Below are 21,249 nucleotides of genomic sequence, written 5' to 3' on the forward strand. Positions count from 1 at the left end.
ATATCGGCGCCATGACACAGGATAACCGCAACCGGGAAAACCAGACTCTTGTGCTGGCGCTGCTGCGCAGCCACCAGCGGTTCATGCGCGCGGTGGGGCCGGTGTTCCGCTCGGCAGGCCTGACCGCGCCGCAATGGGACGTTCTGGAAACGCTCGGCACCAAGGGAGCGCTGTCGGTCAACCAGCTGATGCAGCTCACGCTTTCGACCTCGGGCAATCTGGATGTTGTGGTCAAGAACCTGATCCAGGCCGGCCTTGCCGAAAAGACGGTCGATGAAAAGGACAAACGGGCGCGGGTGCTGCGCCTGACGGAAGCCGGACGCGCCAAGGTGGCGGAGTTCATGCCGGTGCACAACCAGGCGCTGGAGCAGGTTTTTTCGGGGATCAGCCGGCAAGAGCAGCGCCAGACCATTACGGCACTCAACCAGCTGCGCAGAAAACTGCCGCAGCCGCAGAAAGACGGAACATGACCAGCAAGACCTTCCTCACCGCGCATGCTGCGGTCTATATCTTCTTCGCCCTCGCGCTATTCCTCGCACCGCAACTCCTCTGGCCGCAGTACGGGCTGCAGGTGAATGACCACTATGCGGTGTTCCTGTCGCAGCACAATTCGATCTTTCTGGGCGGCATCGGGATCATCAGCTTCCTGTTCCGCACGGCGGAACCAGGCAGCGATGCCGCCCGCACCATCCTGACGGGCCTGATGTGGACCAATGTTCTGGGCGCCGCCGTCACGCTGTACGCCTGCATTGCGGGCCTCTTCACCGGCTTCGGCTGGTCCGACCCGGTCTTCTTTGCGCTGCTTGCGGTTCTATGCGCTGCACAGCTCCGCAAAAACGGCTGAAATCCTCTCGCCTTCCCACAGGAGAACGAACATGAGCACACAGAAAATCTGGGACCTGCATATGACCTATGACGGCCCCGTCACCGAAGAGTTCCTGGAAGGGACCAAGGAGCTCGCCCGGAGCATCGCCGGAGAACCGGGGATCCTCTGGAAAATCTGGACCATTGAAGAGGGCACCTCCCGCTTTGGCTCCACCTATCTGTTCCGCAGCCGGGAGGATCTCGACACCTACCGGGAGATGCACCTGAAACGCCTGGCGTCCATTGGCATAACGGTGGCGTCGGACCACATCTTCGACATCATGGAGGAGGTGAGCGCGATCACCCGCGCGCCGCTTTCGGCTTAAGGTTCCGGCCCTGGCAGAACAGCACCGGGCAGCCGCGCCGCCGCGTGGCTGCCTCTTCCCCTGCGCAGCACTTGCGGCTAAGAGGGCCTCATGACAGCCTCCCCTGATGCGCTCCAGCGCCCCCGCGTGAAAATGAAGCCCAAGTCCAACGCCCGCGCCATCCGGCACGGGTTTCCCTGGGTTTATGCCAACGAACTGGTGACCGACCGCCGCACCCGCAAGCTGGCGCCGGGCACCCTGGCGGTGCTGGAGGATGAGGCGCAGCGCCCGCTGGGGCTGGTCTCGGTCAACCCCGAAAGCAAGATCATTGCCCGGATGCTCGACCGCGACCCGGAAGCGGTGATTGATCAGGCCTGGTTCGCCGCCCGCCTGTCCCGCGCGCTGGAGATGCGCGAGCGCCTGTATGATGCGCCCTTCTACCGGCTGGTCCACGCGGAATCCGACGGGCTGCCCGGCGTGGTGATCGACCGTTTCGGCGCGGCCTGCGTGGTGCAGCCCAACGCCGCCTGGGCCGAAGCGCATCTGGACATGCTCACCGCCGCTCTGGCCGAGGTGACCGGCGCCGAAGTCATCCTGAAAAACGCCTCCGGCCGCACCCGCTCCCTGGAAGGGCTGGACGATCAGAACCAGACTCTTCTGGGCGAGGCCCCCGCCGCGCCGGTGCCGGTCCAAATGAACGGCGCCACCTATATGGCTGATCTCACCGGCGGCCAGAAAACCGGCCTGTTCTTCGACCAGCGCGAAAACCACGCCTTCGCCGCGCGGCTGACCGCGCCCGGCGCCCGGGTGCTGGATGTGTTCTCCCACGTCGGCGGCTTCGGCCTTGCCATGCTGGCAGGCGGGGCAGGGCAGGCGACCTGCGTGGACGGCTCCGCCGCTGCGCTGGAACTGGCCGCCCAGGGCGCCGGGGCCGGCGGTTTCCAGGACAAATTCACCGCCCGCCAGGGCGACGCCTTCGATGTGCTGACGGCGCTGGGGGAAGAGGGCGAAAGCTTCGACGTTGTGATCTGCGACCCGCCCGCCTTTGCCCCCTCGAAACAGGCGCTGGAGGCGGGCCTGCGCGCCTATGAACGCGTTGCCAAACTGGCGGCCCCCTTGGTGAAACCCGGCGGTTACCTCGGCCTCTGCTCCTGCTCGCACGCCGCCGATCTCGCCAGGTTCCGCAACGCCTCTGCCCGTGGCATCGGCAAGGCGGGCCGCCGCGGCCAGCTCATCCACACCGGATATGCAGGCCCCGACCACCCGCAGCTGCCGCAGCTGGCCGAAAGCGGCTATCTGAAGGCCGTGTTCTTCCGGCTGGACTGATCCGGGGTGAAGCTGCTCCTCGATACGTGCGTCCTCTATCCGACGGTGATGCGGGAAATGCTCCTGGGCGCGGCGCGCCTGGGCCATTTCACCCCGCTCTGGTCCGCCCGGATCCTGGGCGAATGGGAACGTGCGGCGCTGAAGCTCGGCCCCGAAGGCGCGGCGCAGGCCAAGGCAGAGACCGCGCTGGCCCGCGCGCACTGGCCCAAGGCCGAAGTTGCCCCCGCACCGGGCATAGAAACCCGCCTCTGGCTGCCCGACAGCGCCGACATTCACGTGCTGGCCGCCGCCATCGCAGGCCATGCCGACGCTATCGTGACGGTCAACAACAAGGACTTCCCCCGTCACACCCTGGCCGAAGAAGGGCTGGAGCGCCTTGGCCCGGACGAGCTCCTCTACCGCTTCTGGCTTGAGGACAGCGCCGGCATGGATGCCCTCGGTGCGCAAGTGCTGGCTGAGGCCAACCGTCTATCCGGGGGCCGCTGGGAAATCCGCCCGTTGCTCAAGAAAGCCCGCCTGCCGCGGCTGGCCAAGGCCCTGGCGGGCTGACCGGTGTTTCATCTTTCCTGAAATACTCCGGGGAGTTTGAGGGGCCGGCCCCTCAATCCCGCCCTTGCCGCAGGCTCAGCCCCTGGACCATTTCGCTTCCAGCCGCTCCAGCGCGGCCATGCGCTCATCGGTCTTGGGATGGCTCATCAGCCAGGCCGGCGCCATGCCGGCGCGCGCCTGCGTCAGCTCTTCCAGCTTGGCAAACAGGCTTTTCTGCGGCGCCAGGCCGATCCCCGCCTTGGTCAGCAGCGCCGCGGCATATTCATCCGCTTCGTATTCATCGCCGCGCGACAGCCGCGCCGCCAGCAGCGAGGTCAGCGCCCCGGCAATCCAGGGGCCGATGAAGGGAACGTACCGGCCCAAGATCAGCATCAGCGCCGTGCGCAGCGCATTCTGCCCGGAGAAATCGACCATCCGCTTGCGCGCATGCCCCAGCGCCACATGGCCCAGCTCATGCGCAATCACCGAGGCCAGTTCCTCTGCGCTCACCTCGCCATTCTGGTACTTGCGGTAAAAGCCGCGGGTGATGAAGATCCGCCCGTCCGGCGCCGCCAGCCCGTTGACCGGATCGACCTCATAGATGTGGACAGGGATACGCGCGATGTTCAGCGCCGCCGCCAGCCGGTCGGTCAGCCGCTTCAGCCGCGGGTCCGCCAGCTCGGTCGAGCGCTGATCCAGCTCGCGATTGGTGCGCCAGACGGATATCCGGTACATCACAAGGCCATAAAGCACGGCCAGCAGAATTGGCATGAAGCGCAGCATGCTTCAGATATGGGCCGAAACCGCGCCGCCAGCAAGAGGCAGCGGCCGCGAAGCCTTGCACCCAGCGCAGGCCGCCATGCAAAATCCGCACTCGCCGCCGCGCGCCGCATCCATTAAGGGGGCTGAACCCCAAGGCACCCCAGAACAACGGCATCCGGCACATGGCACTCCTGTCTCAGCTCCGCAACATCGCCGACACAGGCGAGACCCTGCACCGCAGCGGCTGTGCGCCCTACAAGATCGAGAAATACCTGCAGTTCTATGCCAGAAAGCAGGGCATCAACGTGATCGTGCAGGCCACCCCCACATCGATCTCCTGCCAGTTCCCGGACGAGGACAACCAGTTCATCATCCGCCGCCTGGAGCCCGCCCAGATCAACCTCAGCCTGCTGGCGCGCACCATCATCCGCATCAACGCGGTGGAGGATCCGGGGATCGAGGAGCCGGGCCGGTACCCTGCCTGGCTGATCATGGTGGCCAATATCGCCATACCGCCGGCCTTCCTCACCCTGATCGGCAGCGCGCTGACGACAATTGCGCTGTCGGCGGTGCTGGGCTTCCTGGTCTGGCTCTGCCAGCTGTTCTGCCGCGGTGACCGGGTGATCCTGGTCGAATTCCTCTCGGCGCTGGTCGCGGGGCTGGCGGTGTCGCTGGTCAGCAGCATGGGGGTGGAGGTGCCGGTCTGGGGCACCTGCATCGCCGCCATCGTGCTGTTCGTGCCGGGGCTGTCGATCGCCAACTCCCTGGAATGCCTTGCCTTCAACGACGTGATCTCCGGCTCCAGCCTGTTTGCCCAGTCGATCTTCGTGCTGATGAAACTGTTTATCGGCATCTACATCGGCGTCAGCATCGGCGCCGAGCTGTGGGGGGCGACGCCGCAGGTGAAGAACGTGAACGAAGTCCTGTGGTGGATGCCCTATCTGGCGCTGCCTGCGCTGTCGTTCTCGATCGGGGTGATCTTCAATGCCCGGCTGGTGGATATCGTGCGGGCGCTGCCAGTCACCGTGCTGGGCATGTGGGGGCCGCTCTACCTCGGCTTCGGCAGCGGCTGGATCGTCGGCACCTGGGTCACCGCCATGTGCATCACCCTTTACGGCACCTGGCTGGCCAAGACACTGAACCTCACCGGCGCGATCTACATCGTGCAGGGCATCCTGATCCTGGTCCCCGGCAGCCGGGTGCTGATGAGCGCGACGCAGTCGCTGTTCAATGAAACCCTGATGGCGGACGCCAGCATCGGCCTGTCGGCACTGCTGATGTTCTCGGCCATCGTGGCGGGGCAGGTGACGGCGCTGGCGCTCTATTCGCAGAAGAACCGCAACCTCGCCAGCTAGGCGCTGCGCTCAGCCGCCGGCAGGTCCCATTCCGCCGCCGCCAAGGGCGCGTCCGAGGCCGAGGGCCAGCCGCTGGCGGTCACCGCATCCTGCAGCGCGGCATAGCAGTCCGGGTCGATGGCGGGGCCAGCCATGCCGTCCATGATGGCATAGGTCTTCTCCAGCGGCATTGCCGCACGGTAGGGGCGCTCGGCGGTCAGCGCGTCAAAGATATCGGCCACTGCCATCACCCGCATCTCCTGCGTCAGCTGGCTGGCATCCATTCCGTACGGATAGCCCTTGCCGTCCAGCCGCTCATGATGTGCAGCGCTCACATCCGCAAGCTCCTGGAAGGCGGCAATCCGGCTCAGCACCTCGTGGCCCAGCACCGGGTGGCGCTTCATCAGGGCAAACTCCTCATCCGTCAGCTTGCCGGGCTTGTCCAGGATGGTGTTGGAGATCCCAAGCTTGCCGATATCATGCAGCAGCGCTCCGCGCACCATCCAGCGGCGCCGTCCGGGGGCATAGCCCAGCTGGTCGCAGATCAGCCCGGTGTAACGCGCCACCCGCTGCGAATGGCCGTGGGTAAACGGGCTTTTGGCGTCGATCACCAGCGAAAACGCCCGCGCGATCTCATCCAGGTAGTCTTCATCCACAGTATGGATATGCTGCGCCTGCGGGGTGGCAAAGACCTCCGCCTCCAAGCCCGGGTCCTGCAGATCCGCCAGGAAGCCGGGGCGGCGGATCACCGCGGTGAATACCGGCACAAGGTCCGGGTCGAACCAGCTGCCTGCGCGTGCTTCCAGCTCCGCCGCGGCGGCCTCAGCGCCCGCACTGGCGGCAAAGACGTCCGCCACCTGCGCCATCAGCGCGATGCGCGAAAACAGCGGGATTGCCGCGCCCTTCAGGCCCTGCGGCTGGCCGCCGCCGTCCCAATGCTCATCCAGGCTGGCGATGCCCTCCGCCACATCCTCGGAGAAGCGCATCTGCCGGGCGATACTGGCGCCGCGGTTGCAGCGGGTCTCGATCAGCTCGCCGGCCAACTGGCCGTTCCTGGCAATCACATGGCCCAGCGTTTTCAGCTTCTGCAGCGGGCTGGCCCCCAGCGCGGTGTTGCGCAGCAGGAACTCGATGCCCTGCCGGGAGCCGCTCACCGTCTTGAAGTTCTGTTTGAAGGACAGATCATCGGTCAGATACAGCTGGCAGATGCGGGCCGCATTGGAGCTGCACCCCAGATCCTTCAGCAGCAGCGTGAAATAGAGGTCGGAGGGCGCCTGCGGCGGCAGCTCCAGCTCCCGCGCGGCCTGCATGCCGATCCAGCAGCAGCGCACGCAATGGCCCTTGGGCTGGCCTTCGGTCAGATCCAGCGCATGGCTGAGCGCGCCCAGCAGCTCCCCCAGCCGCAGAATGTCCTGCGGTGCGGCACCGCCGGCCGGGCCGGGACTGGTCGGGGAAAAAATATATGTCATAGGCCTTCGGCAGTAAAATGCGGAAGGACCATGACTAAGCGGACAGGATTAACCTGCCCTTACCCGGCGCAGGATAGGGGCGGGGTCTCTGCGCCCGATTTTCGTAAAATGCCCGGGGCCGCCGTTTGGCAGCCCCGCGGTCAGAATGCAGAGGCCGCCGCCTGGCAGCCCCCAGGGTCCCGGCCCTAATTCACACCCAGCTTGCCTGGGAACTCTATGTTGATCTCCAGGCTCGACAGCTCGTCGCCGCGCTCCATGCGGATGTCGATCGCCTCGTCGCCGATCTGCATGTGGCGGCGGATCACTTCCAGGATTTCGCGCTGCAGCTGCGGCAGGCAGTCGGGGCGGGCGCCGCCGCTGCCGCTGCGCTCATGCGCCAGCAGGATCTGCAGCCGCTCCTTGGCCGTGCTGGCAGAGGCTTTGCGGGGGCGAAGGGAAAATCCGAACATCCGCTTACACCGCCCGGCGGAACAGGCGCTGCAACAGGCCGCGACGAGGGTCCGCGGCAATCCGCATCTCGATCTGCTCGCCGATCAGCCGGCCCACTGCGTCCTCATAGGCCGCCGCCGCCGCCGAGGGGTCATCCAGCACCACCGGCACGCCCAGGTTGGAGGCGCGCAGCACCGCCGGGCTTTCGGGGATGATGCCCAGCAGCGGCACCGCCAGAACCTCCAGCACATCCTCTACCGTCATCATCTCGCCGCTCTCGATGCGGGATTTGTCGTGGCGGGTGATCAGCACCTGCGCCTTCACCGGCTCTGCGCCGGCTTTGCTGGCGCGTTCGGTGATGCTGTTCAGCAGCCCCAGCACCCGGTCGCTGTCGCGGACAGAGGAGACCTCGGGGTTGGTGACAACAATCGCCTCATCGGCAAAATGCATCGCCATCTGGGCGCCGCGCTCGATCCCTGCCGGGCTGTCGCAGATGATATAGTCGAATTCCTCGCGCAGCTCGTCCAGAACCCGTTCAACGCCTTCCTTGGTCAGCGCATCCTTGTCGCGGGTCTGCGAGGTGGGCAGCACCGACAGGGTTTCCAGCCGCCGGTCGCGGATCAGCGCCTGCTTCAGCTTGGCGTCGCCCTGGATCACGTTGATGAAGTCGAACACCACCCGGCGCTCGCAGCCCATGATCATGTCCAGGTTGCGCAAACCGACGTCGAAGTCGATTACCACCGTCTTGTGGCCGCGCCGGGCCAGCTCGGCGCCCACTGCCGCCGAAGTTGTGGTCTTGCCGACACCGCCCTTGCCCGAGGTGACAACAATCACCCGGCCCAGCGGCTCTTCCAGTTTCAGGTCCTTGCTCATTCGTCCTGCCTCTCTCATTCCAGCCCTCTTTACAGCCTTCATCCCAAGGCTTCCACACACAGCCGCTCGTCCTGCAGGAATACCTGCACCGGGCGGTTCAGCAGCTCCGGCTCCAAATTCTCGCTCGTCCGGTACAGCCCGGCGACCGCCAGCAGCTCGGCGTCCAGGCTGTGGCAGAAGATCCGGGCAGTCTCGTCGCCCTCGGCGCCGGCCATCGCCCGGCCGCGCAGCCGGCCATAGACATGGATGCTGCCGCGCGCGATCAGCTCGGCGCCCGAACTGACCGGCCCGACCACCACCAGATCGCCGCCTTCGGCCACCACCGTCTGGCCGGAACGCACCGGCTGGGTGATCAGCCGGTTTTCCGGCGGCCTGAGTTTCTTGGGGAGTTCGCGGCGGGGACCGGGCCTGGTGCTGCCTTCCATGTTGAGCGGCGCATCCTTGCCGCTGGCAATGGTGATCAGCCCGGCGTCCTCAGCCGCGGAGATCTGTTCCGGCGTGGCATTCTGCACCCCGAACACCGCCAGCCCGCGGCTGCGCAAGCAGTCCGTCAGTGCCCGCAGCTCGGCCGGGCGGGACAGGCCGGGCGCCTGCGCCAGATCCAGGATCAGCGGCGCGCCGTCAAAGAAATGGGGGTTCCAGCGAAGCTGCGCGTCCAGCGCTGCATAGAAGGCCTGGTCCAGCGGCCCGTCTTCCGGGCGCAGCGCAACAGCGGTGAAATACCGCCCGCGGATCTGGAAAGGCTTAACGGCAGCGGCGGGGGCGCCGCCACGGGGGGGTATGTCTTGATGCGGCACGCTCACGCGATGCTCCTGCTCGGGGAATGCGGCTTTGGTCCGCGGCTTCTTTTCCTCTTGGGTAGCGTTTGGAGCGCGGCCCGTTCAACCGGGGAACGGCGGCTTCGGCGGACATGCGCCGGATGCCGCAGGCACCGGCGGATTTCCGCACGCGGGCTGCTTCCGGTTGCGTAGAAAACCGTTGCCAGCCCGCGGCTGGCGGCGGCTAAAGCGGCAGCGGCGCGGACTGGCCTGAGGTTTCCAGGTCCCAGATTGCGGCCCACTGCGTGTCCTGCCGCTCCAGGATCAGATAGTTGCGCTCCGCCGCATAGCGCCCGGCCTGGCCGGGGATCTTGCGGATGCGGACAGGGTGGCCGGGCAGGGGCGCATCGCCCAGCCAGGACAGCATCCCCAAGACCCGCGCCCAGGCCCTGGGCGGCGCCCGGTGGGAAATGCCCGAAGCCACCAGCTGGTGCAGCATCTTGCCATCGCCCAGCGGCATCTCGCCGCGCGCGGCCAGGTGGATCTCACCGGACACGGCAGCGATCTTCTGGCCGTCCAGCGCGGCGATATCGCGCGCCATCCGCAGCATCCGCCGCCAGGAGGCCCGATGCGCCCGGCTTTGCCATTGGTCGCGCAGGTCGTCCTCATATTCCTGCATCCGCGGGGTGAGCACCATCAGCAGCTCCAGCAGCGACAGCCGCGGCCCCAGCAGGGGCACGCTGGACAGCAGGAAGGTCTGCCCCGGTGCCTCCCGTTTCACCTCGGCTTTCATCATCTGCCAGCCGCCGCGCGCCATCACCCGGCGGCGGCTGCGCTCCGAGCGCAGGTCGGGCGCCAGCAGCCGCAGCCCCGGGGCCTCGATGCGCCAGCCCAGATGGGTGCCTTCGGGGTCCGCAAACCGCGCGGGCAGGTCGCCGTCGCAGCAGCCGTGCTGAAACAGCAGCGCCGCCTCGCGGGCCATCGCAAACAGCGTCTGGCCCACCGGCGAATAGGTGCTGGAGCGCCGCAAGCTGCCCCATCCGTCGCATATGTCATGATCGTCCCATTGCATCAGCGAGGGCACGCGGGCCGCGAGCCACGCAAGCTCCGGCGCGCTGTAAACCGCGAGGTAGCGGCGCAGAAAGCCTTCCCGCAGATGCTGGCGCAGGCTGGCCAGATCCTCCCGCGAGGGGTCGCTAGGCAGTTTGTCCGGCCAGCCATTGCTGAGCCGGTGGCCCTGCGTGACCTCATCGGCATAAACCTGGTCGCCGCCATGCAGCAGCAGTGAGAAAGGGCGCTTTTGATGTTCCGCGCCCATCCGCGCCCACATGGCGTTGCGCTCAGCCCCGTCGCGGTCCAGGTCGCCGTGCTCCTCGCCGTTGCAGGAGGCATAGGCGATCCGCATGTCCCCGCCGAACCCGCCCGCGACTTCATACCGCGCGCCGTCCCACTGGTAGGAGGAGGGCCGGCCCGCAGGCAGCGCAAAACGCGCGCGCAGCACCGAGACGTTTGCGTAATCCGCCAGCCGCTCGGGCCGAAGGTTCATGCCGCCGGCAGAAACAGGCGGCACAGGCAGACCCTTGGGCGCGATAAACAGCGCCGCAAGCTGCATCTGGCCATCGCGCAGATCGTCGAGGATCAGGATGGGGCCGGTGATCGGGGTGCTGCTGCTCATACAGCAACAGGACCTAGGTGCGACGGCCCGCGCAATCAACCGCTGCGGGGGAATGCGGCGGGATATTTGCCCGCACTGCGGCTGAATTGCGCTGGCGCTGCGCAGAAGGGCATGGTCAAGATGTGCCGGGCCGCCTGCCAGGGGGCGGATTTCCTCATAGTTCAGGAGGCTTAGAATGCAATGGGCTTTACTTGCGGCATCCCTGCTGGCCGCGCTGTGGACGGGTGTTCATGCCATCATCGGCGGCCGGGAATGCGCAGCGCCGCTGGCGCGGGACCGGCAGCTTCCGGATGCGGTGCGTGAGACCACCTTGTTATGCTGGCATCTGGTGACCGGCTGCCTGGGCCTTATGGCTGTGTTTCTCTTTGCAGGTGCCCGCGGCTCGGCCGAGATGGCCCTGGCCGGAACAGGCATGGCAGCGGTGATGGCGGCGACAGGCCTCCTGATGCCGCCGCTTCGCAGGGTGAAATACGGCCTGCTGCCGCAAGGCTGGCTGTTCGTGCCGGTTGCGGCCTTGGGCGCATGGGGCCTGTGGGGCGGCTAGCGGCAGCGCGCGGGGGCAGGCGGCGCTCCCGCCCGTGCGGCCTGCATTGAGAATGCCGTCCTCCCGGTTGGGCCCGGCGCCGGACCTGAAGGTCCGGCGCGCATCCTGCCCGGCGCGCATCCTGCCCGGCGGGCAGGATGCCATGCCCAAGGCTGCCAAGGGGCGGCGGCGTCAGCCGCGGCACCTGCAGGCGCGGGAGCGCTTCAAGGTCTGTGTGAAAGGCCTCAGCGCGACAGCTCGCGCATCCCGCGTTCCAGCCCGTCCAGGGTCATCGGAACCATCCGGTCCTCAAAGATCTCGCGGATCATGCCGATCGAATGGGTGTAGTCCCAGTATTTCTCCGGCACCGGGTTGATCCACAGGTTCGCCGCCCAGGCGCCGCGCGCGCGCTGCAGCCAGACCTGGCCCGCTTCCTCGTTCCAATGCTCATTGGCGCCGCCGGGATAGGCAATCTCATAAGGCGACATCGAGGCATCGCCCACGAAGATGCACTTATAGTCCGGCCCGTAGGTGCGCAGCACCTCATGGGTAGGGATCTTCTCGTCCCAGCGCCGCCGGTTGTCGCGCCAGACGCCTTCATAGAGGCAGTTGTGGAAGTAGTAGTATTCCAGATGCTTGAACTCGGCCCGCGCGGCTGAGAACAGCTCCTCCACCACCTGGATATGCGGATCCATCGAGCCGCCCGCGTCGAGGAACAACAGCACCTTCACCGCATTGTGCCGCTCCGGCCGGGTCTTCACGTCCAGATAGCCGTGCTCGGCGGTGGAACGGATCGTATTGTCCAGATCCAGCTCCTCATGTGCGCCCTGGCGGACCCAGCGGCGCAGCCGCTTCAGCGCCACCTTGATGTTGCGGGTGCCCAGCTCGACATCGCCGTCGAGGTTCTTGAACTCGCGCTTGTCCCAGACCTTGACCGCGCGTTGGTGCCGGCTCTTGTCCTGCCCGATGCGCACCCCCTCGGGGTTATAGCCATAGGCGCCAAAGGGCGAGGTGCCCGCGGTGCCGATCCATTTATTGCCGCCCTGGTGGCGGCCCTGCTGTGCCTTGAGGCGATCCTTCAGCGTCTCCATCAGCTTGTCAAAGCCGCCAAGCGCTTCGATCTCGGCCTTCTCCTCGGCGCTCAGATGCTTTTCCGCCATCTTGCGCAGCCATTCCTCGGGGATGTCCACCGCCTCCATCACGGCTTCGGCGGGGATCGCCTCCAGCCCCTCGAAGGTGGCGGCAAAGGCGCGGTCGAACTTGTCGATGTTGCGCTCGTCCTTCACCATCGCGGCGCGGGCGAGGAAGTAGAAGGCCTCGATGTCATAGGTGGCCAGCCCTGCCTTCATGCCCTCCAGGAACGTCAGGTACTCGCGCAGGGAGACCGGAATGGACGCCTTGCGCAGGTTTTCAAAGAAGGGCTGGAACATCGCGGGGGCCTCCGGCTCGGGTTACGCCAGCACCCGGTGGGTCACGATGGTTGCCAGCAGGCCGAGAATACCAAAAACGATGGCATAGACAGCCCCGTATTGCAGCATGTCCAGGGTGTTGCCGCCACGTTTGCGGGCCTTCATTGCGCCAATAAGGGCGCCCAGCACCAAGCCGGCAATTACGATCATGTCTCTATCCGTTTCTGTTCTGTCACTGCCGGATCAGGGGGCAGAGGGGCGCAGCGCGGCGATTTCCTCCAGCCGCGCCTCGACCACCCAATCCGGGCCAAAGCCGTACCTTGCCCATCCCAGGCTGTCCAGCCTGACCCGGCGGGCTTCGACGCTGCGGCCCTCCAGCTCCAGCGCCTCCGCCTGCAGCATCAGCAGCGTCGACAGCAGCGCCGCGTTCTCATGCGCGGCCGCAGTGTCCGCCGCCGGCCCCAGCCGCGCCAGCGCCGCCGCCCCGTTGCCGGTGGCAATCTCATAGGCGGCCAGCTGCACCGTCAGCTTGGCCTGGTGCATCCGGGTGCCGGGCAGGCCCCGCAGGTAGCTCATCGCGGTGTGGAAATGCCGCAGCGCCAGCTCTGGCTCGCGCACATGCAGCATCCGGCCCAGGGTGTAATGGCTCAGGGCGCGGCGGTGGTCCTGCCAGCCCAGGCTGCGGGCAATCTCCGCAGCCCGGTTGGCGGCCCGCAGCCGCTCCCGCAGTGAGGCGCTTGGCCCCAGCGCCTGCTCATAGGCGGTGATCCAGGCCCGCGGCGTTTCCGGCAGCCAGACGGCGGCCGTGCCGGCACCGCCCGGATTAAGCCGCGCCAGGACCGCCGGCAGCCGCTCCGCCACTTCGGCCCGGCTCATGCCGGTGCGCAGCTCGGGCGCATAGGTGGCGCGCAGGATCAGCATGTCAAAGCCGGTCAGCACCGCGTGGACGTTGTCGTCATTGAAGATCGAATCCGGCAGCCGGTACAAGTCGTTCAGCGGGCCAAGCGCCTGGGCCAGTTCCTCATGCAGGCAATCGCGCACCTCCTGCGGGCTGACGTCATTGGGGATGAACACCGCCAGCCGCTCTCGGCTGCGCAGCAGCGACCAGTTGGTGCGGGCGCTGCGCCGGTTGCGCCGGTATTCCGCCAGCGAGGACACATTCGGCACCACGAAACAGGCCGCCTTGGGCAGCGCCCGCCGGATCTCCGCGCGGGAGACCGACTGGATCGTGATGCTGGCACTGTCGCCGGACACCCGGCGGACCGGGATCCCGGCCTCGTCCCGCAGCCGCGCCAGGAGCGCGTTGAGGTCGCGGCTGAACCCGGGCGCGGGGCTGCCCGTCACCCGCAGGGTGATCGGGCCTTCGAAGCGGGTGAACTGGGGCAGGGTGCTGCCGCCTTCCAGCCGGAAATGCAGGTCAAGGAAATCGCGCGCGATATCGGCGTTGGAGCGCTGCGGCGGCTGCGGCCACCGGGCGGGGAACACCTTGACCGGCGGCAGCGCGGCCGGGGCCGCCGCCGCCCGGGTCGGCGCCTCCACCCGGGCCGAAGGCACGGCACAGGCGGCCAGCGCCAGCAGTGCCGCCGCCGCGGCAGCACCCCGCAGCAGGCGCAGGCCCAGGCGGCAGGCAGGCAGGTGTGAAACCGGGGCAGCGTCAGCAGGCAATCAGGCGTCTCCTATCAGCCCGGACACGTCAGCCCGGCTCTTACCCTTCTGATAGGGGAATGCGGCAGCAATTAGAAGGGAAACGGGCAGGCGCCGGAAATGGCGCCCGCCGGGTGGTGCAAGCGGGCGTCAGCGCCGCCCGCGGGCCATGAAGGCGAGGCGCTCGAAAAGATGCACGTCCTGTTCGTTCTTCAAAAGCGCCCCATGCAGCTTGGGCAGCGCATCGGCGCCGCCGCGGGCAATGTCCGCAGGGCTCAGATCCTCGGCCAGCAGCAGTTTCAGCCAGTCGATCACCTCGGAGGTCGAAGGCTTCTTCTTCAGCCCCTGCGTTTCGCGGATCTCGTAGAACTGGGTCAGCGCCGCGGTCAGCAGCGCGTCCTTGATGCCGGGATGATGCACCTCGACGATCTTCTTCATCGTCTCCGCATCCGGGAACCGGATGTAGTGGAAGAAGCAGCGGCGCAAAAAGGCGTCCGGCAGCTCCTTTTCGTTGTTGGAGGTGATGATCATGATCGGGCGGTGCTTCGCCTTGACCGTCTCGCCGGTCTCGTAGACGTGGAACTCCATCTTGTCGAGTTCCTGCAGAAGGTCGTTGGGAAACTCGATATCGGCCTTGTCGATCTCGTCGATCAGCAGGACGACTTTCTCGTCCGCCTCAAACGCTTCCCACAGCTTGCCTTTCCTGATGTAGTTTTTCACGTCGTGCACGCGCTCGTCGCCCAGCTGGCTGTCGCGCAGGCGGCTGACGGCATCATATTCATACAGGCCTTGCTGCGCGCGGGTGGTGGACTTCACGTTCCACTCGATCATCCTCAGCCCGAGGGCCTCTGCAACCTGCTTGGCCAGCTCGGTCTTGCCGGTGCCCGGCTCGCCCTTGACCAGCAGCGGCCGCTCCAGTGTCACCGCCGCATTGACCGCAACTTTCAAATCATCCGTTGCGACATATTCTTTAGTGCCCTGAAATTGCATATCTTTCCTGTTCCAGTCATGATCGGTGCCGCAGCGCCCAGTTCTTATCACGGTTTTAACCAAACCGCGCCACTATTGTGTAGTGACATTCCTTCCCGATAGGGATAAACGCTGCGGCAGAGGGGGAAGCCAAAATGTTCAGGTGCCGATTATGACCAGCATTATGGGCCAGACCGAAGGAGCCGAAATGAAGCAAGAGGTGTTTCTGCCGGACGACTACCGACCGGCCGAAGATGAGCCGTTCATGAACGAACGGCAGCTTGAGTATTTCCGACGCAAGCTATTGAATTGGAAGCAGGAACTACTGTCTGACAGCCGCGAGACCATTGAAGGGCTGCAGGGCAATACCCGCAACATTCCCGATGTCGCGGACCGTGCCAGCGAAGAAACCGACCGCGCGCTGGAACTGCGCACCCGCGACCGCCAGCGCAAGCTGGTCGCCAAGATCGACTCTGCGCTGCGCCGCATCGACGAGGGCGAATACGGCTATTGCGAGGTGACCGGCGATCCGATTTCGCTGAAGCGTCTGGATGCGCGCCCGATCGCCACCATGAGCCTCGAAGCGCAGGAGCGCCACGAGCGCCGCGAAAAGGTTCACCGCGACGACTGACCGCTGTCTGCAGCGGGCAAACCGACAATTAGTTGACGCCGGGGTCTTTTGCTCCGGCGTTTTTTGTTTCATTGGGAGCGGGCGGAGAATCTGCAGGAGCCCATGGAACTCAAAGGCCTGAAAATAACTGTCATCGGCGCCGGGATCGGCGGGCTGACCGCGGCGCTTGCGCTGCGCCGCCAGGGGGCTGCCGTGACCGTTCTGGAGCAGGCCGAGGCGATTTCCGAAGTCGGCGCGGGCCTGCAGATCACCCCGAATGGCGTCGCGGTGCTGAAGGCGCTGGGGCTGGCCGATGACCTGGCCTGGTGCTCCCAGCGGGCGCGCGCGGTTGTGCTGCGCGGCCACCGCCGCGGCAATCAGGTGCTGCGGCTGGACCTCGATGAATACGCGGCCGGATTGCCCTATTACTTCGTGCACCGCTCCGATCTGGTCGGCATTCTGGCCGGTGCCGCGCGCCGCGAGGGCGTGCAGGTGCGGCTGCTGCAAAAGGTGGAGCGGGTGGAGCCCGGGCCGCAGCCTGTGGTGCATCTTGGCAATGGCGCCCAATGCGGCGGCGACTTGGTGATCGGCGCCGATGGCTTGCACTCGAAAACCCGCGCCGCGCTGAATGGCGCGGACAAACCGGTCTTTACCGGCCAGGTCGCGTGGCGCGCCACTGTTCCCAACCATCTGAACCTGCCGCCCGAGGCGCAGCTGTTCATGGGGCCGGGGCGGCATCTGGTGGCCTACCCCTTGCGCGATGGCAGCCTGGTCAATCTGGTGGCGGTGCAGGAGCGCCGCGCCTGGGCCGAGGAAGGCTGGAACTTCCAGGACGACCCGGCCAATCTGCGCGCTGCCTTCGCGGGCTTTGGCGGCAGTGCCGCGGCGCTGCTGGACGCGGTGCAGGAGGTGCTGCTGTGGGGCCTGTTCCGGCACCCGGTCGCAGCCCGCTGGCAGGGCGAAAACACCGCCATTCTGGGGGATGCCGCGCATCCAACGCTGCCGTTCATGGCGCAGGGCGCCAATCTGGCGCTGGAGGATGCCTGGGTGCTGGCCCGCGCGCTGCAAGAGGCCGAGGGGGTCAGCGCCGGTCTGGCACTGTATCAGTCGCGCCGTCTGGAGCGCGCGCAGAAGGTCGTGCAGGCCGCCAGCCGCAATGCCTGGAAATACCACTTGCGCGCACCGCTCAGCTGGCCTGCGCATCAGGTGCTGAAACTGGGCGGGCGGTTCGCCCCCGATAAGATGGTCAGCCAATTCGACTGGATCTACCGCCACGACGTCACCGCCTGAGAGGCGGGGCAGGCAGGGGCCTCCCGCCCGTCGCAGGCTCATTTGTGAAATGAGCCGCTCCCGTTGGGCCGGGCGCCGCGCTGGCGCGCGGCGCGGACCGGGCCTGGATGTCCAGTTCGCCTAGATGTCCAGTTCGACCCAGACCGGCACGTGATCGGACGGCTTTTCGCGGCCGCGCACGTCCTTGTCGATCTGGCAGTCCAGCAGCAGGTCGGCGGCCTGCGGCGTCAGCAGGAAGTGGTCGATGCGGATGCCGTCATTCCGGTTCCAGGCGCCGGCCTGGTAGTCCCAGAAGGAATAATGCCCCGGCCCCTGATGGCGGGCACGGAACGCTTCGGTGAAGCCCAGGTTGACGATCCGCTGGAACGCGGCCCGGCTTTGCGGGCGGAACAGCGCATCCTCCGCCCAGGCCTCCGGCCGCTTGGCATCCTCGGCCTGCGGGATGATGTTGTAATCGCCCGCCATCAGTGCAGGCATCTCATCGGCCATCAGAGCCTCGGCGCGGGCTTTCAGCCGCTCCATCCAGGCAAGTTTATAGGCGTATTTGCCGCCCGCCACCGGGCTGCCGTCCGCCTCCAGCTCCACCGGGTTGCCGTTGGGCAGGTAAAGACCGCAGATCCGGATCGCCTGCTTGCCCGTCACGGTGGCCTCGATCCAGCGCGCCTGTTCGTCGCTATCGTCGCCGGGCAGGCCGCGGCGCACATCCTCCAGCGGCAGTTTCGACAGGATCGCCACCCCGTTGAAACTCTTCTGGCCGTGGGTCTCCACATTATATCCGCGGTCTTCGAAGAGGTCGCGCGGGAACGCCTCATCCACCGATTTGATTTCCTGCAGCACCACCACGTCCGGCTGCGCCTCATCCAGCCAATCCGGCAGCGCCTGGGCCCGGGCCTTGATGCCATTGATATTGAAGGTGGCGATTTTCATGGCTTGTCTCCGGCCCAGGTTGCGGTATTTGAAGCCGATCTATCGCTGAATCGGCGCCCCGGGGCAAGCCCGGCGCCTGCAGCGCGAATCACCGGTGCGCCGCCGAATCGGCAGGTTTTGCGCCGGTGAAAAATAACCCCCAGGTTGATTATACTTATTTTGCAAAATTGAGCGTGTGAATAACGCGGTGAGTAATTTGTGGATTAATCGAATTAAATTAAAATTCGCAAAAAATAGCGAGGCGAAGTTAAAGTTGCGGTTTTAAATAAATGCAATGTGGGATTGCATTTTTCGTTTGCGCTGTGCGCCAGCCGTGCCAGCGTCGAGGAGCCTTTTGTCTCTAACGAATGGGGTTCCAACATGACTGCTCAGCGTAAAACCAAGGACATCCGCGCAACCCGTCCGGCCGCAGGCGCAAGCCTGTTTGCGGGTGATGCGACCGAGATGTTCTCCTCCGGCTCCGCGCCGGAATGTACTGCGGATCTGACGGCAGGGGAGGGTTTGACGCTGTTTTCCTCCGGCTCGCTGCCACAGAGGGCCGACCGCTGGGCTGGCGGGGAAACCGGTCTGTTTTCATCCGGCTCGGCGCCCTTGGCCAGCGGCGGAACCGCAACCGGCGATCTGGTGGAGATGTTCTCCTCGGGATCGGCACCGGCGGCGCAAAGCGATGCTGCCGCAGGCGATCTGGTTCAGCTGTTCTCCTCGGGGTCGGCCCCGCAAGCGCAATCAGAAGTTGCCGCGGGCGATCTGACAGAGATGTTTTCTTCCGGCTCCGCCCCGGCGGCGGGTGAAACTGCATCCGGGGATCTGACGGAAATGTTCTCCTCCGGCTCTGCGCCCGCGGCAACGGCAGAGGCCGGCGCAGGCGACGGCACGCATCTGTTCTCCTCCGGGTCCGCACCGGCACCGAAGGCGCGCACCAGCGCTGGCGATGCGACCCGGCTGTTCTCTTCGGGCAGCTGACCGGAACGGGGCCGGTCTCCCTCCCGGCCCCTGACCAGGAGCGGCTCCGGTTTCCGGGGCCGCCGCCGCGCCGCACCCATCCGAAAGAGGTTTCCATGGCCCAGATCATCCCGTTTTTCTCTCCTGCCGCCCGCCAGTCCCGGGCCGATGCGCAAGGGGCGCTGATCGCCGGTTTCGCAGCCCGCCGGCGTAGCCAGGAGGATGTGTTCTGGCTCAAGGAAAATGCGGAGCTGCTGAACATTCTCGAATGCACCGGAGCGGATGTAAGGGCTGAGGCCCTGGCGCCCCTGCAGCCGTTTTACGAGGGCGCGGCGCGCCACATCAGTTTCTTCCGCCAGTACTACCGCTTCATCTTGTCGATCTGCCTGGATCTGGAGGATCTGGGCCTGCCGGGGCAGACCGGGGCGCAGATTGCCCAGTGGGTTTGCGCCCAGGGGCTGCCCGCGGCGGAGCTGTCCGACCTGCAGCGCGCCGAGGCCCGGCGCCTGCTGGCACGGCGCGGCATCCCCCTCCGGGACGACGGGCTGGACGACCGGCTCCGCAGCTTTATCTCCCGCCCGCAGACCTTCGCCATTCCCAACAAAAAGGCCGCCTACGAGCTGACCCACATCGTGTTTTATCTGTCCGAGTACGGGCGCCGGGATCCGGGGCTGCCAGCGGCTGCCGTGACCAGCCTCGAATTCGCGGGTCTGGTAGCCTTTCTCGACCAGAATGCCGACCTGCTGGCGGAGATCTGCATTGCCATGCGCTATGCCGGACAGCAGCCGCCGGCCGCGTGGGAGGCTTGGCTCGACAGGCAGGTTTCCGCCTATATGCTCGCTAAAGATGAATTTTGTGGACTTCATGATGCGTATCACGAGTATTTTGTGACCAACTGGCTCATGCTGCTGTCCGGCCGTCCGGCCTTCCGGCAGCCGGTCCCCCTGGGGGCGGTGCATGTGTCGGCGCAGCAGGGAGGGAGCATTTTGAGGAGCCTGTCTGAAGCCGTGTTTGATGCCGGAACGGCGCGGGCCAGCTGGAGCGCGGTGAAAGCGCGCGCCGAGGCGGTGCTGAGCGAGGAGCAGCACCGGATCCTGACCGCGGCAGAACGCAGCTGCGCCGGGTTTGCCGGATTTTTCGAAGGGTTTGCCCGCGCGGGCAGCGCAGGGGCGGCGTGATGCGCTGTTCCCGCAACCAGGCGCTGGCCGGGGCGCTGCTGGTGGTTGCCTACACAGGGCTGATTGCCTCTGCCGACGGGATCACCAAGCTGCTTGCGGGTCAGTACGCCGCGGCCCAGCTCTATGCGCTGTCGGGTGCCATGGTTGCAGGCTTCTGCCTGCTGGCGGACCGGCTGCCGGCCGTGCGCGGCGGTTTCCGCACCAAGTGCCCGCGGGCGATGGCGCTGCGCTCCGGCGCGACACTGGTTGCGGCGGTGTGCTTTTTCTATGCCTTCCGGCTGCTGCCCTTTGCTGAGGTGTTTGTGTTCATCGGGCTGATGCCGCTGCTGGCGGGCGCCATGTCCGGGCTGGTGCTGAAGGAGCCGGTGCGCCCGGCTGCCTGGGCGGCGCTTGGCGCTGGATTTGCGGGGGTGCTGTTCCTGTTTCCGGGCGGGGTCGCCTCCGCCACGCCGGGCCATCTCGTGGCTTTTGCCGCGGCGGTTTCCGGCACATTTTCCATGACACTGGCGCGGTTTATCGGCCGCTATGAAAGCAATTCGCTGGCCCAGGTCTTTTATCCCAACCTGACCCTTTGCCTGGTTATGCTGGTGCTGCTGCCCTTTGTCTGGGTCCCGATGCCGCTGGCGGATGCGGGCTGGGCCGCGGCCTATGCCTTCCTGCTGTTCGGGGCGCGCTGGCTTCTGGTGGTGGCGCTGCGGCTCCTGGCCTCCTACGCCGTCACCCCGCTGATGAATTTGCAGTTCATCTGGATGGCGGTGATCGGCGCGGTGTTCTTTGGGGAGTTTCCGCCCGCTGCCACCTATTTCGGCGGCGCCATCGTCATTGCCTCTGGCCTTTATCTGGTCTGGGACCAGTTCGCCCCGGCGATGCCGAGGCTGCGCAATCCGGGACGGCTGCAAACCGATCCGTGACCTGGCTTGCGGGCGCCCAACAGCGCCGGAATTCTCGGCACCTCAGGCCCGGAAAACACGCGTTTTCCGGGTCGTTTCCCGCGCCGGGAAACGTGCCGGCAGGGGCGGGATCACATGGAGAACGAGGTGCCGCAGCCGCAGCTGGAGGTGGCGTTGGGGTTTTCGATGGTGAACCGCGCGCCGATCAGCTCTTCGGTGAAATCAATCACCGCGTTCTCCAGGAACGGAAGCGACACGGCGTCGACCACCACTTTTTCCCCCTGTCCCTCCAGGACCAGATCATCGGGTTTCGCCTGGTCCAGCGCGATCTCATACTGGAAGCCGGAGCAGCCGCCGCCTTCGACCGCGACGCGCAGCGCCTGGCCCTGATCCGCGGCGCCGATCTCGGCCAGCCGGGCAAAGGCGCGGTCGGTGACTTTCGGGGGCAGGTTCATACGGTCTCTCCAAAGCTGATGTTGCAGCGCAAGTCATTATATAGAAAGGTGCCATCCAGGCAGCAAGATTTGCCAGGGAAAAGATTTGA

24 protein-coding genes are annotated in these 21,249 nt (G+C 66.2%); 12 read left to right on the forward strand and 12 right to left on the reverse strand.

From position 1 onward, the window contains the following. Positions 1-11: 11 nt before the first annotated feature. From PHA8399_RS20995 to PHA8399_RS21015, 5 genes are all read left to right on the forward strand, one after another. A complete protein-coding gene (locus PHA8399_RS20995) occupies positions 12-470 on the forward strand; it encodes a MarR family winged helix-turn-helix transcriptional regulator (RefSeq protein ID WP_082649600.1) in 459 nt (152 codons plus the stop codon). After that, positions 467-844 carry a hypothetical protein gene (locus PHA8399_RS21000; RefSeq protein ID WP_058288028.1) on the forward strand — a complete coding sequence of 126 codons (378 nt, stop codon included), beginning with the start codon at positions 467-469 and terminating at the stop codon, positions 842-844. The genes PHA8399_RS20995 and PHA8399_RS21000 overlap by 4 nt, the downstream gene beginning before the upstream one ends. 31 nt (positions 845-875) lie before the next feature. Continuing rightward, the gene (locus PHA8399_RS21005; RefSeq protein WP_058288029.1) at positions 876-1,190 is read left to right on the forward strand and encodes a monooxygenase; all 315 of its coding nucleotides are present in this window, start codon (positions 876-878) and stop codon (positions 1,188-1,190) included. A 90-nt stretch (positions 1,191-1,280) separates the two neighbouring features. Then, positions 1,281-2,495, forward strand: coding sequence for an RSP_2647 family RNA methyltransferase (locus PHA8399_RS21010; RefSeq protein WP_058288030.1), 1,215 nt, complete (start codon positions 1,281-1,283; stop codon positions 2,493-2,495). A gap of 6 nt (positions 2,496-2,501) precedes the next feature. Then, on the forward strand, positions 2,502-3,044 hold the full coding sequence (locus tag PHA8399_RS21015; RefSeq protein WP_058288031.1) for an RSP_2648 family PIN domain-containing protein: 543 nt from the start codon (positions 2,502-2,504) through the stop codon (positions 3,042-3,044). Positions 3,045-3,119: 75 nt separating this feature from the next. Here PHA8399_RS21015 and PHA8399_RS21020 read toward each other — a convergent pair whose 3' ends face one another. Beyond that, positions 3,120-3,806, reverse strand: coding sequence for a M48 family metallopeptidase (locus PHA8399_RS21020; protein ID WP_058288032.1), 687 nt, complete (start codon positions 3,804-3,806; stop codon positions 3,120-3,122). A 161-nt stretch (positions 3,807-3,967) separates the two neighbouring features. Between PHA8399_RS21020 and PHA8399_RS21025 the strand changes: the two genes are divergently transcribed. Further along, the gene (locus tag PHA8399_RS21025; protein WP_058288033.1) at positions 3,968-5,140 is read left to right on the forward strand and encodes a threonine/serine exporter family protein; all 1,173 of its coding nucleotides are present in this window, start codon (positions 3,968-3,970) and stop codon (positions 5,138-5,140) included. On the opposite strand, the gene PHA8399_RS21030 is transcribed toward PHA8399_RS21025, so the two are convergent. The 5 genes from PHA8399_RS21030 to PHA8399_RS21050 all read right to left on the reverse strand — a co-directional run bounded on the left by PHA8399_RS21030 (position 5,137) and on the right by PHA8399_RS21050 (position 10,323). Beyond that, positions 5,137-6,588 carry an HD-GYP domain-containing protein gene (locus tag PHA8399_RS21030; protein WP_058288034.1) on the reverse strand — a complete coding sequence of 484 codons (1,452 nt, stop codon included), beginning with the start codon at positions 6,586-6,588 and terminating at the stop codon, positions 5,137-5,139. The two genes, PHA8399_RS21025 and PHA8399_RS21030, sit on opposite strands and share 4 nt — an antisense overlap. A 185-nt stretch (positions 6,589-6,773) precedes the next feature. After that, positions 6,774-7,037: a cell division topological specificity factor MinE gene (minE, locus tag PHA8399_RS21035; protein ID WP_058288035.1), complete on the reverse strand. Its 264-nt coding sequence runs from the start codon at positions 7,035-7,037 to the stop codon at positions 6,774-6,776. A 4-nt stretch (positions 7,038-7,041) separates the two neighbouring features. Next, positions 7,042-7,890 carry a septum site-determining protein MinD gene (minD, locus tag PHA8399_RS21040; RefSeq protein WP_058288036.1) on the reverse strand — a complete coding sequence of 283 codons (849 nt, stop codon included), beginning with the start codon at positions 7,888-7,890 and terminating at the stop codon, positions 7,042-7,044. 38 nt (positions 7,891-7,928) lie between these two features. Further along, positions 7,929-8,693, reverse strand: coding sequence for a septum site-determining protein MinC (gene minC / locus PHA8399_RS21045; protein WP_058288037.1), 765 nt, complete (start codon positions 8,691-8,693; stop codon positions 7,929-7,931). A gap of 199 nt (positions 8,694-8,892) precedes the next feature. Then, entirely contained in the window at positions 8,893-10,323 is a 1,431-nt protein-coding gene (locus tag PHA8399_RS21050) for an alkaline phosphatase D family protein (RefSeq protein ID WP_058288038.1), read from the reverse strand. Positions 10,324-10,498: 175 nt separating this feature from the next. On the opposite strand from PHA8399_RS21050, the gene PHA8399_RS21055 reads away from it, so the two are divergent. Beyond that, a complete protein-coding gene (locus PHA8399_RS21055) occupies positions 10,499-10,867 on the forward strand; it encodes a hypothetical protein (RefSeq protein ID WP_058288039.1) in 369 nt (122 codons plus the stop codon). Positions 10,868-11,091: 224 nt separating this feature from the next. On the opposite strand, the gene PHA8399_RS21060 is transcribed toward PHA8399_RS21055, so the two are convergent. The 4 genes from PHA8399_RS21060 to PHA8399_RS21075 form a co-directional block, all read right to left on the reverse strand. After that, positions 11,092-12,276: a vWA domain-containing protein gene (locus tag PHA8399_RS21060; protein WP_058288040.1), complete on the reverse strand. Its 1,185-nt coding sequence runs from the start codon at positions 12,274-12,276 to the stop codon at positions 11,092-11,094. Positions 12,277-12,297: 21 nt separating this feature from the next. After that, positions 12,298-12,465, reverse strand: a complete 168-nt coding sequence (locus PHA8399_RS22685; RefSeq protein WP_058288041.1) for a hypothetical protein — start codon at positions 12,463-12,465, stop codon at positions 12,298-12,300. A 33-nt stretch (positions 12,466-12,498) separates the two neighbouring features. Beyond that, positions 12,499-13,920 carry a DUF2927 domain-containing protein gene (locus tag PHA8399_RS21070; RefSeq protein ID WP_082649601.1) on the reverse strand — a complete coding sequence of 474 codons (1,422 nt, stop codon included), beginning with the start codon at positions 13,918-13,920 and terminating at the stop codon, positions 12,499-12,501. 129 nt (positions 13,921-14,049) lie between these two features. Next, positions 14,050-14,889: an AAA family ATPase gene (locus PHA8399_RS21075; protein WP_058288042.1), complete on the reverse strand. Its 840-nt coding sequence runs from the start codon at positions 14,887-14,889 to the stop codon at positions 14,050-14,052. Between the two features lie 187 nt (positions 14,890-15,076). On the opposite strand from PHA8399_RS21075, the gene dksA reads away from it, so the two are divergent. Next, positions 15,077-15,499, forward strand: coding sequence for an RNA polymerase-binding protein DksA (gene dksA / locus PHA8399_RS21080; protein ID WP_027243706.1), 423 nt, complete (start codon positions 15,077-15,079; stop codon positions 15,497-15,499). 102 nt (positions 15,500-15,601) lie between these two features. After that, positions 15,602-16,768 (forward strand): FAD-dependent monooxygenase, encoded by a 1,167-nt coding sequence (locus PHA8399_RS21085; protein ID WP_058288043.1) that lies wholly within the window; start codon positions 15,602-15,604, stop codon positions 16,766-16,768. Between the two features lie 120 nt (positions 16,769-16,888). Here PHA8399_RS21085 and xth read toward each other — a convergent pair whose 3' ends face one another. Then, entirely contained in the window at positions 16,889-17,695 is an 807-nt protein-coding gene (xth, locus tag PHA8399_RS21090; RefSeq protein WP_058288044.1) for an exodeoxyribonuclease III, read from the reverse strand. Positions 17,696-17,977: 282 nt separating this feature from the next. Between xth and PHA8399_RS21095 the strand changes: the two genes are divergently transcribed. The 3 genes from PHA8399_RS21095 (at position 17,978) to PHA8399_RS21105 (ending at position 20,726) form a co-directional block, all read left to right on the forward strand. Then, complete coding sequence (locus tag PHA8399_RS21095; protein ID WP_244270276.1) at positions 17,978-18,658, forward strand: DUF6749 family protein; 681 nt, start codon at positions 17,978-17,980, stop codon at positions 18,656-18,658. A 95-nt stretch (positions 18,659-18,753) separates the two neighbouring features. Continuing rightward, the gene (locus PHA8399_RS21100) at positions 18,754-19,815 is read left to right on the forward strand and encodes a DUF6902 family protein (RefSeq protein WP_058288045.1); all 1,062 of its coding nucleotides are present in this window, start codon (positions 18,754-18,756) and stop codon (positions 19,813-19,815) included. Further along, a complete protein-coding gene (locus PHA8399_RS21105; RefSeq protein ID WP_058288046.1) occupies positions 19,815-20,726 on the forward strand; it encodes a DMT family transporter in 912 nt (303 codons plus the stop codon). Before PHA8399_RS21100 ends, PHA8399_RS21105 begins: the two co-directional genes overlap by 1 nt. Before the next feature lie 110 nt (positions 20,727-20,836). Here PHA8399_RS21105 and PHA8399_RS21110 read toward each other — a convergent pair whose 3' ends face one another. Beyond that, the gene (locus PHA8399_RS21110; protein ID WP_058288047.1) at positions 20,837-21,160 is read right to left on the reverse strand and encodes a HesB/IscA family protein; all 324 of its coding nucleotides are present in this window, start codon (positions 21,158-21,160) and stop codon (positions 20,837-20,839) included. Positions 21,161-21,249: the final 89 nt, after the last annotated feature.

Source organism: Leisingera aquaemixtae (genome assembly GCF_001458395.1).
GTDB classification, from domain to species: domain Bacteria; phylum Pseudomonadota; class Alphaproteobacteria; order Rhodobacterales; family Rhodobacteraceae; genus Leisingera; species Leisingera aquaemixtae.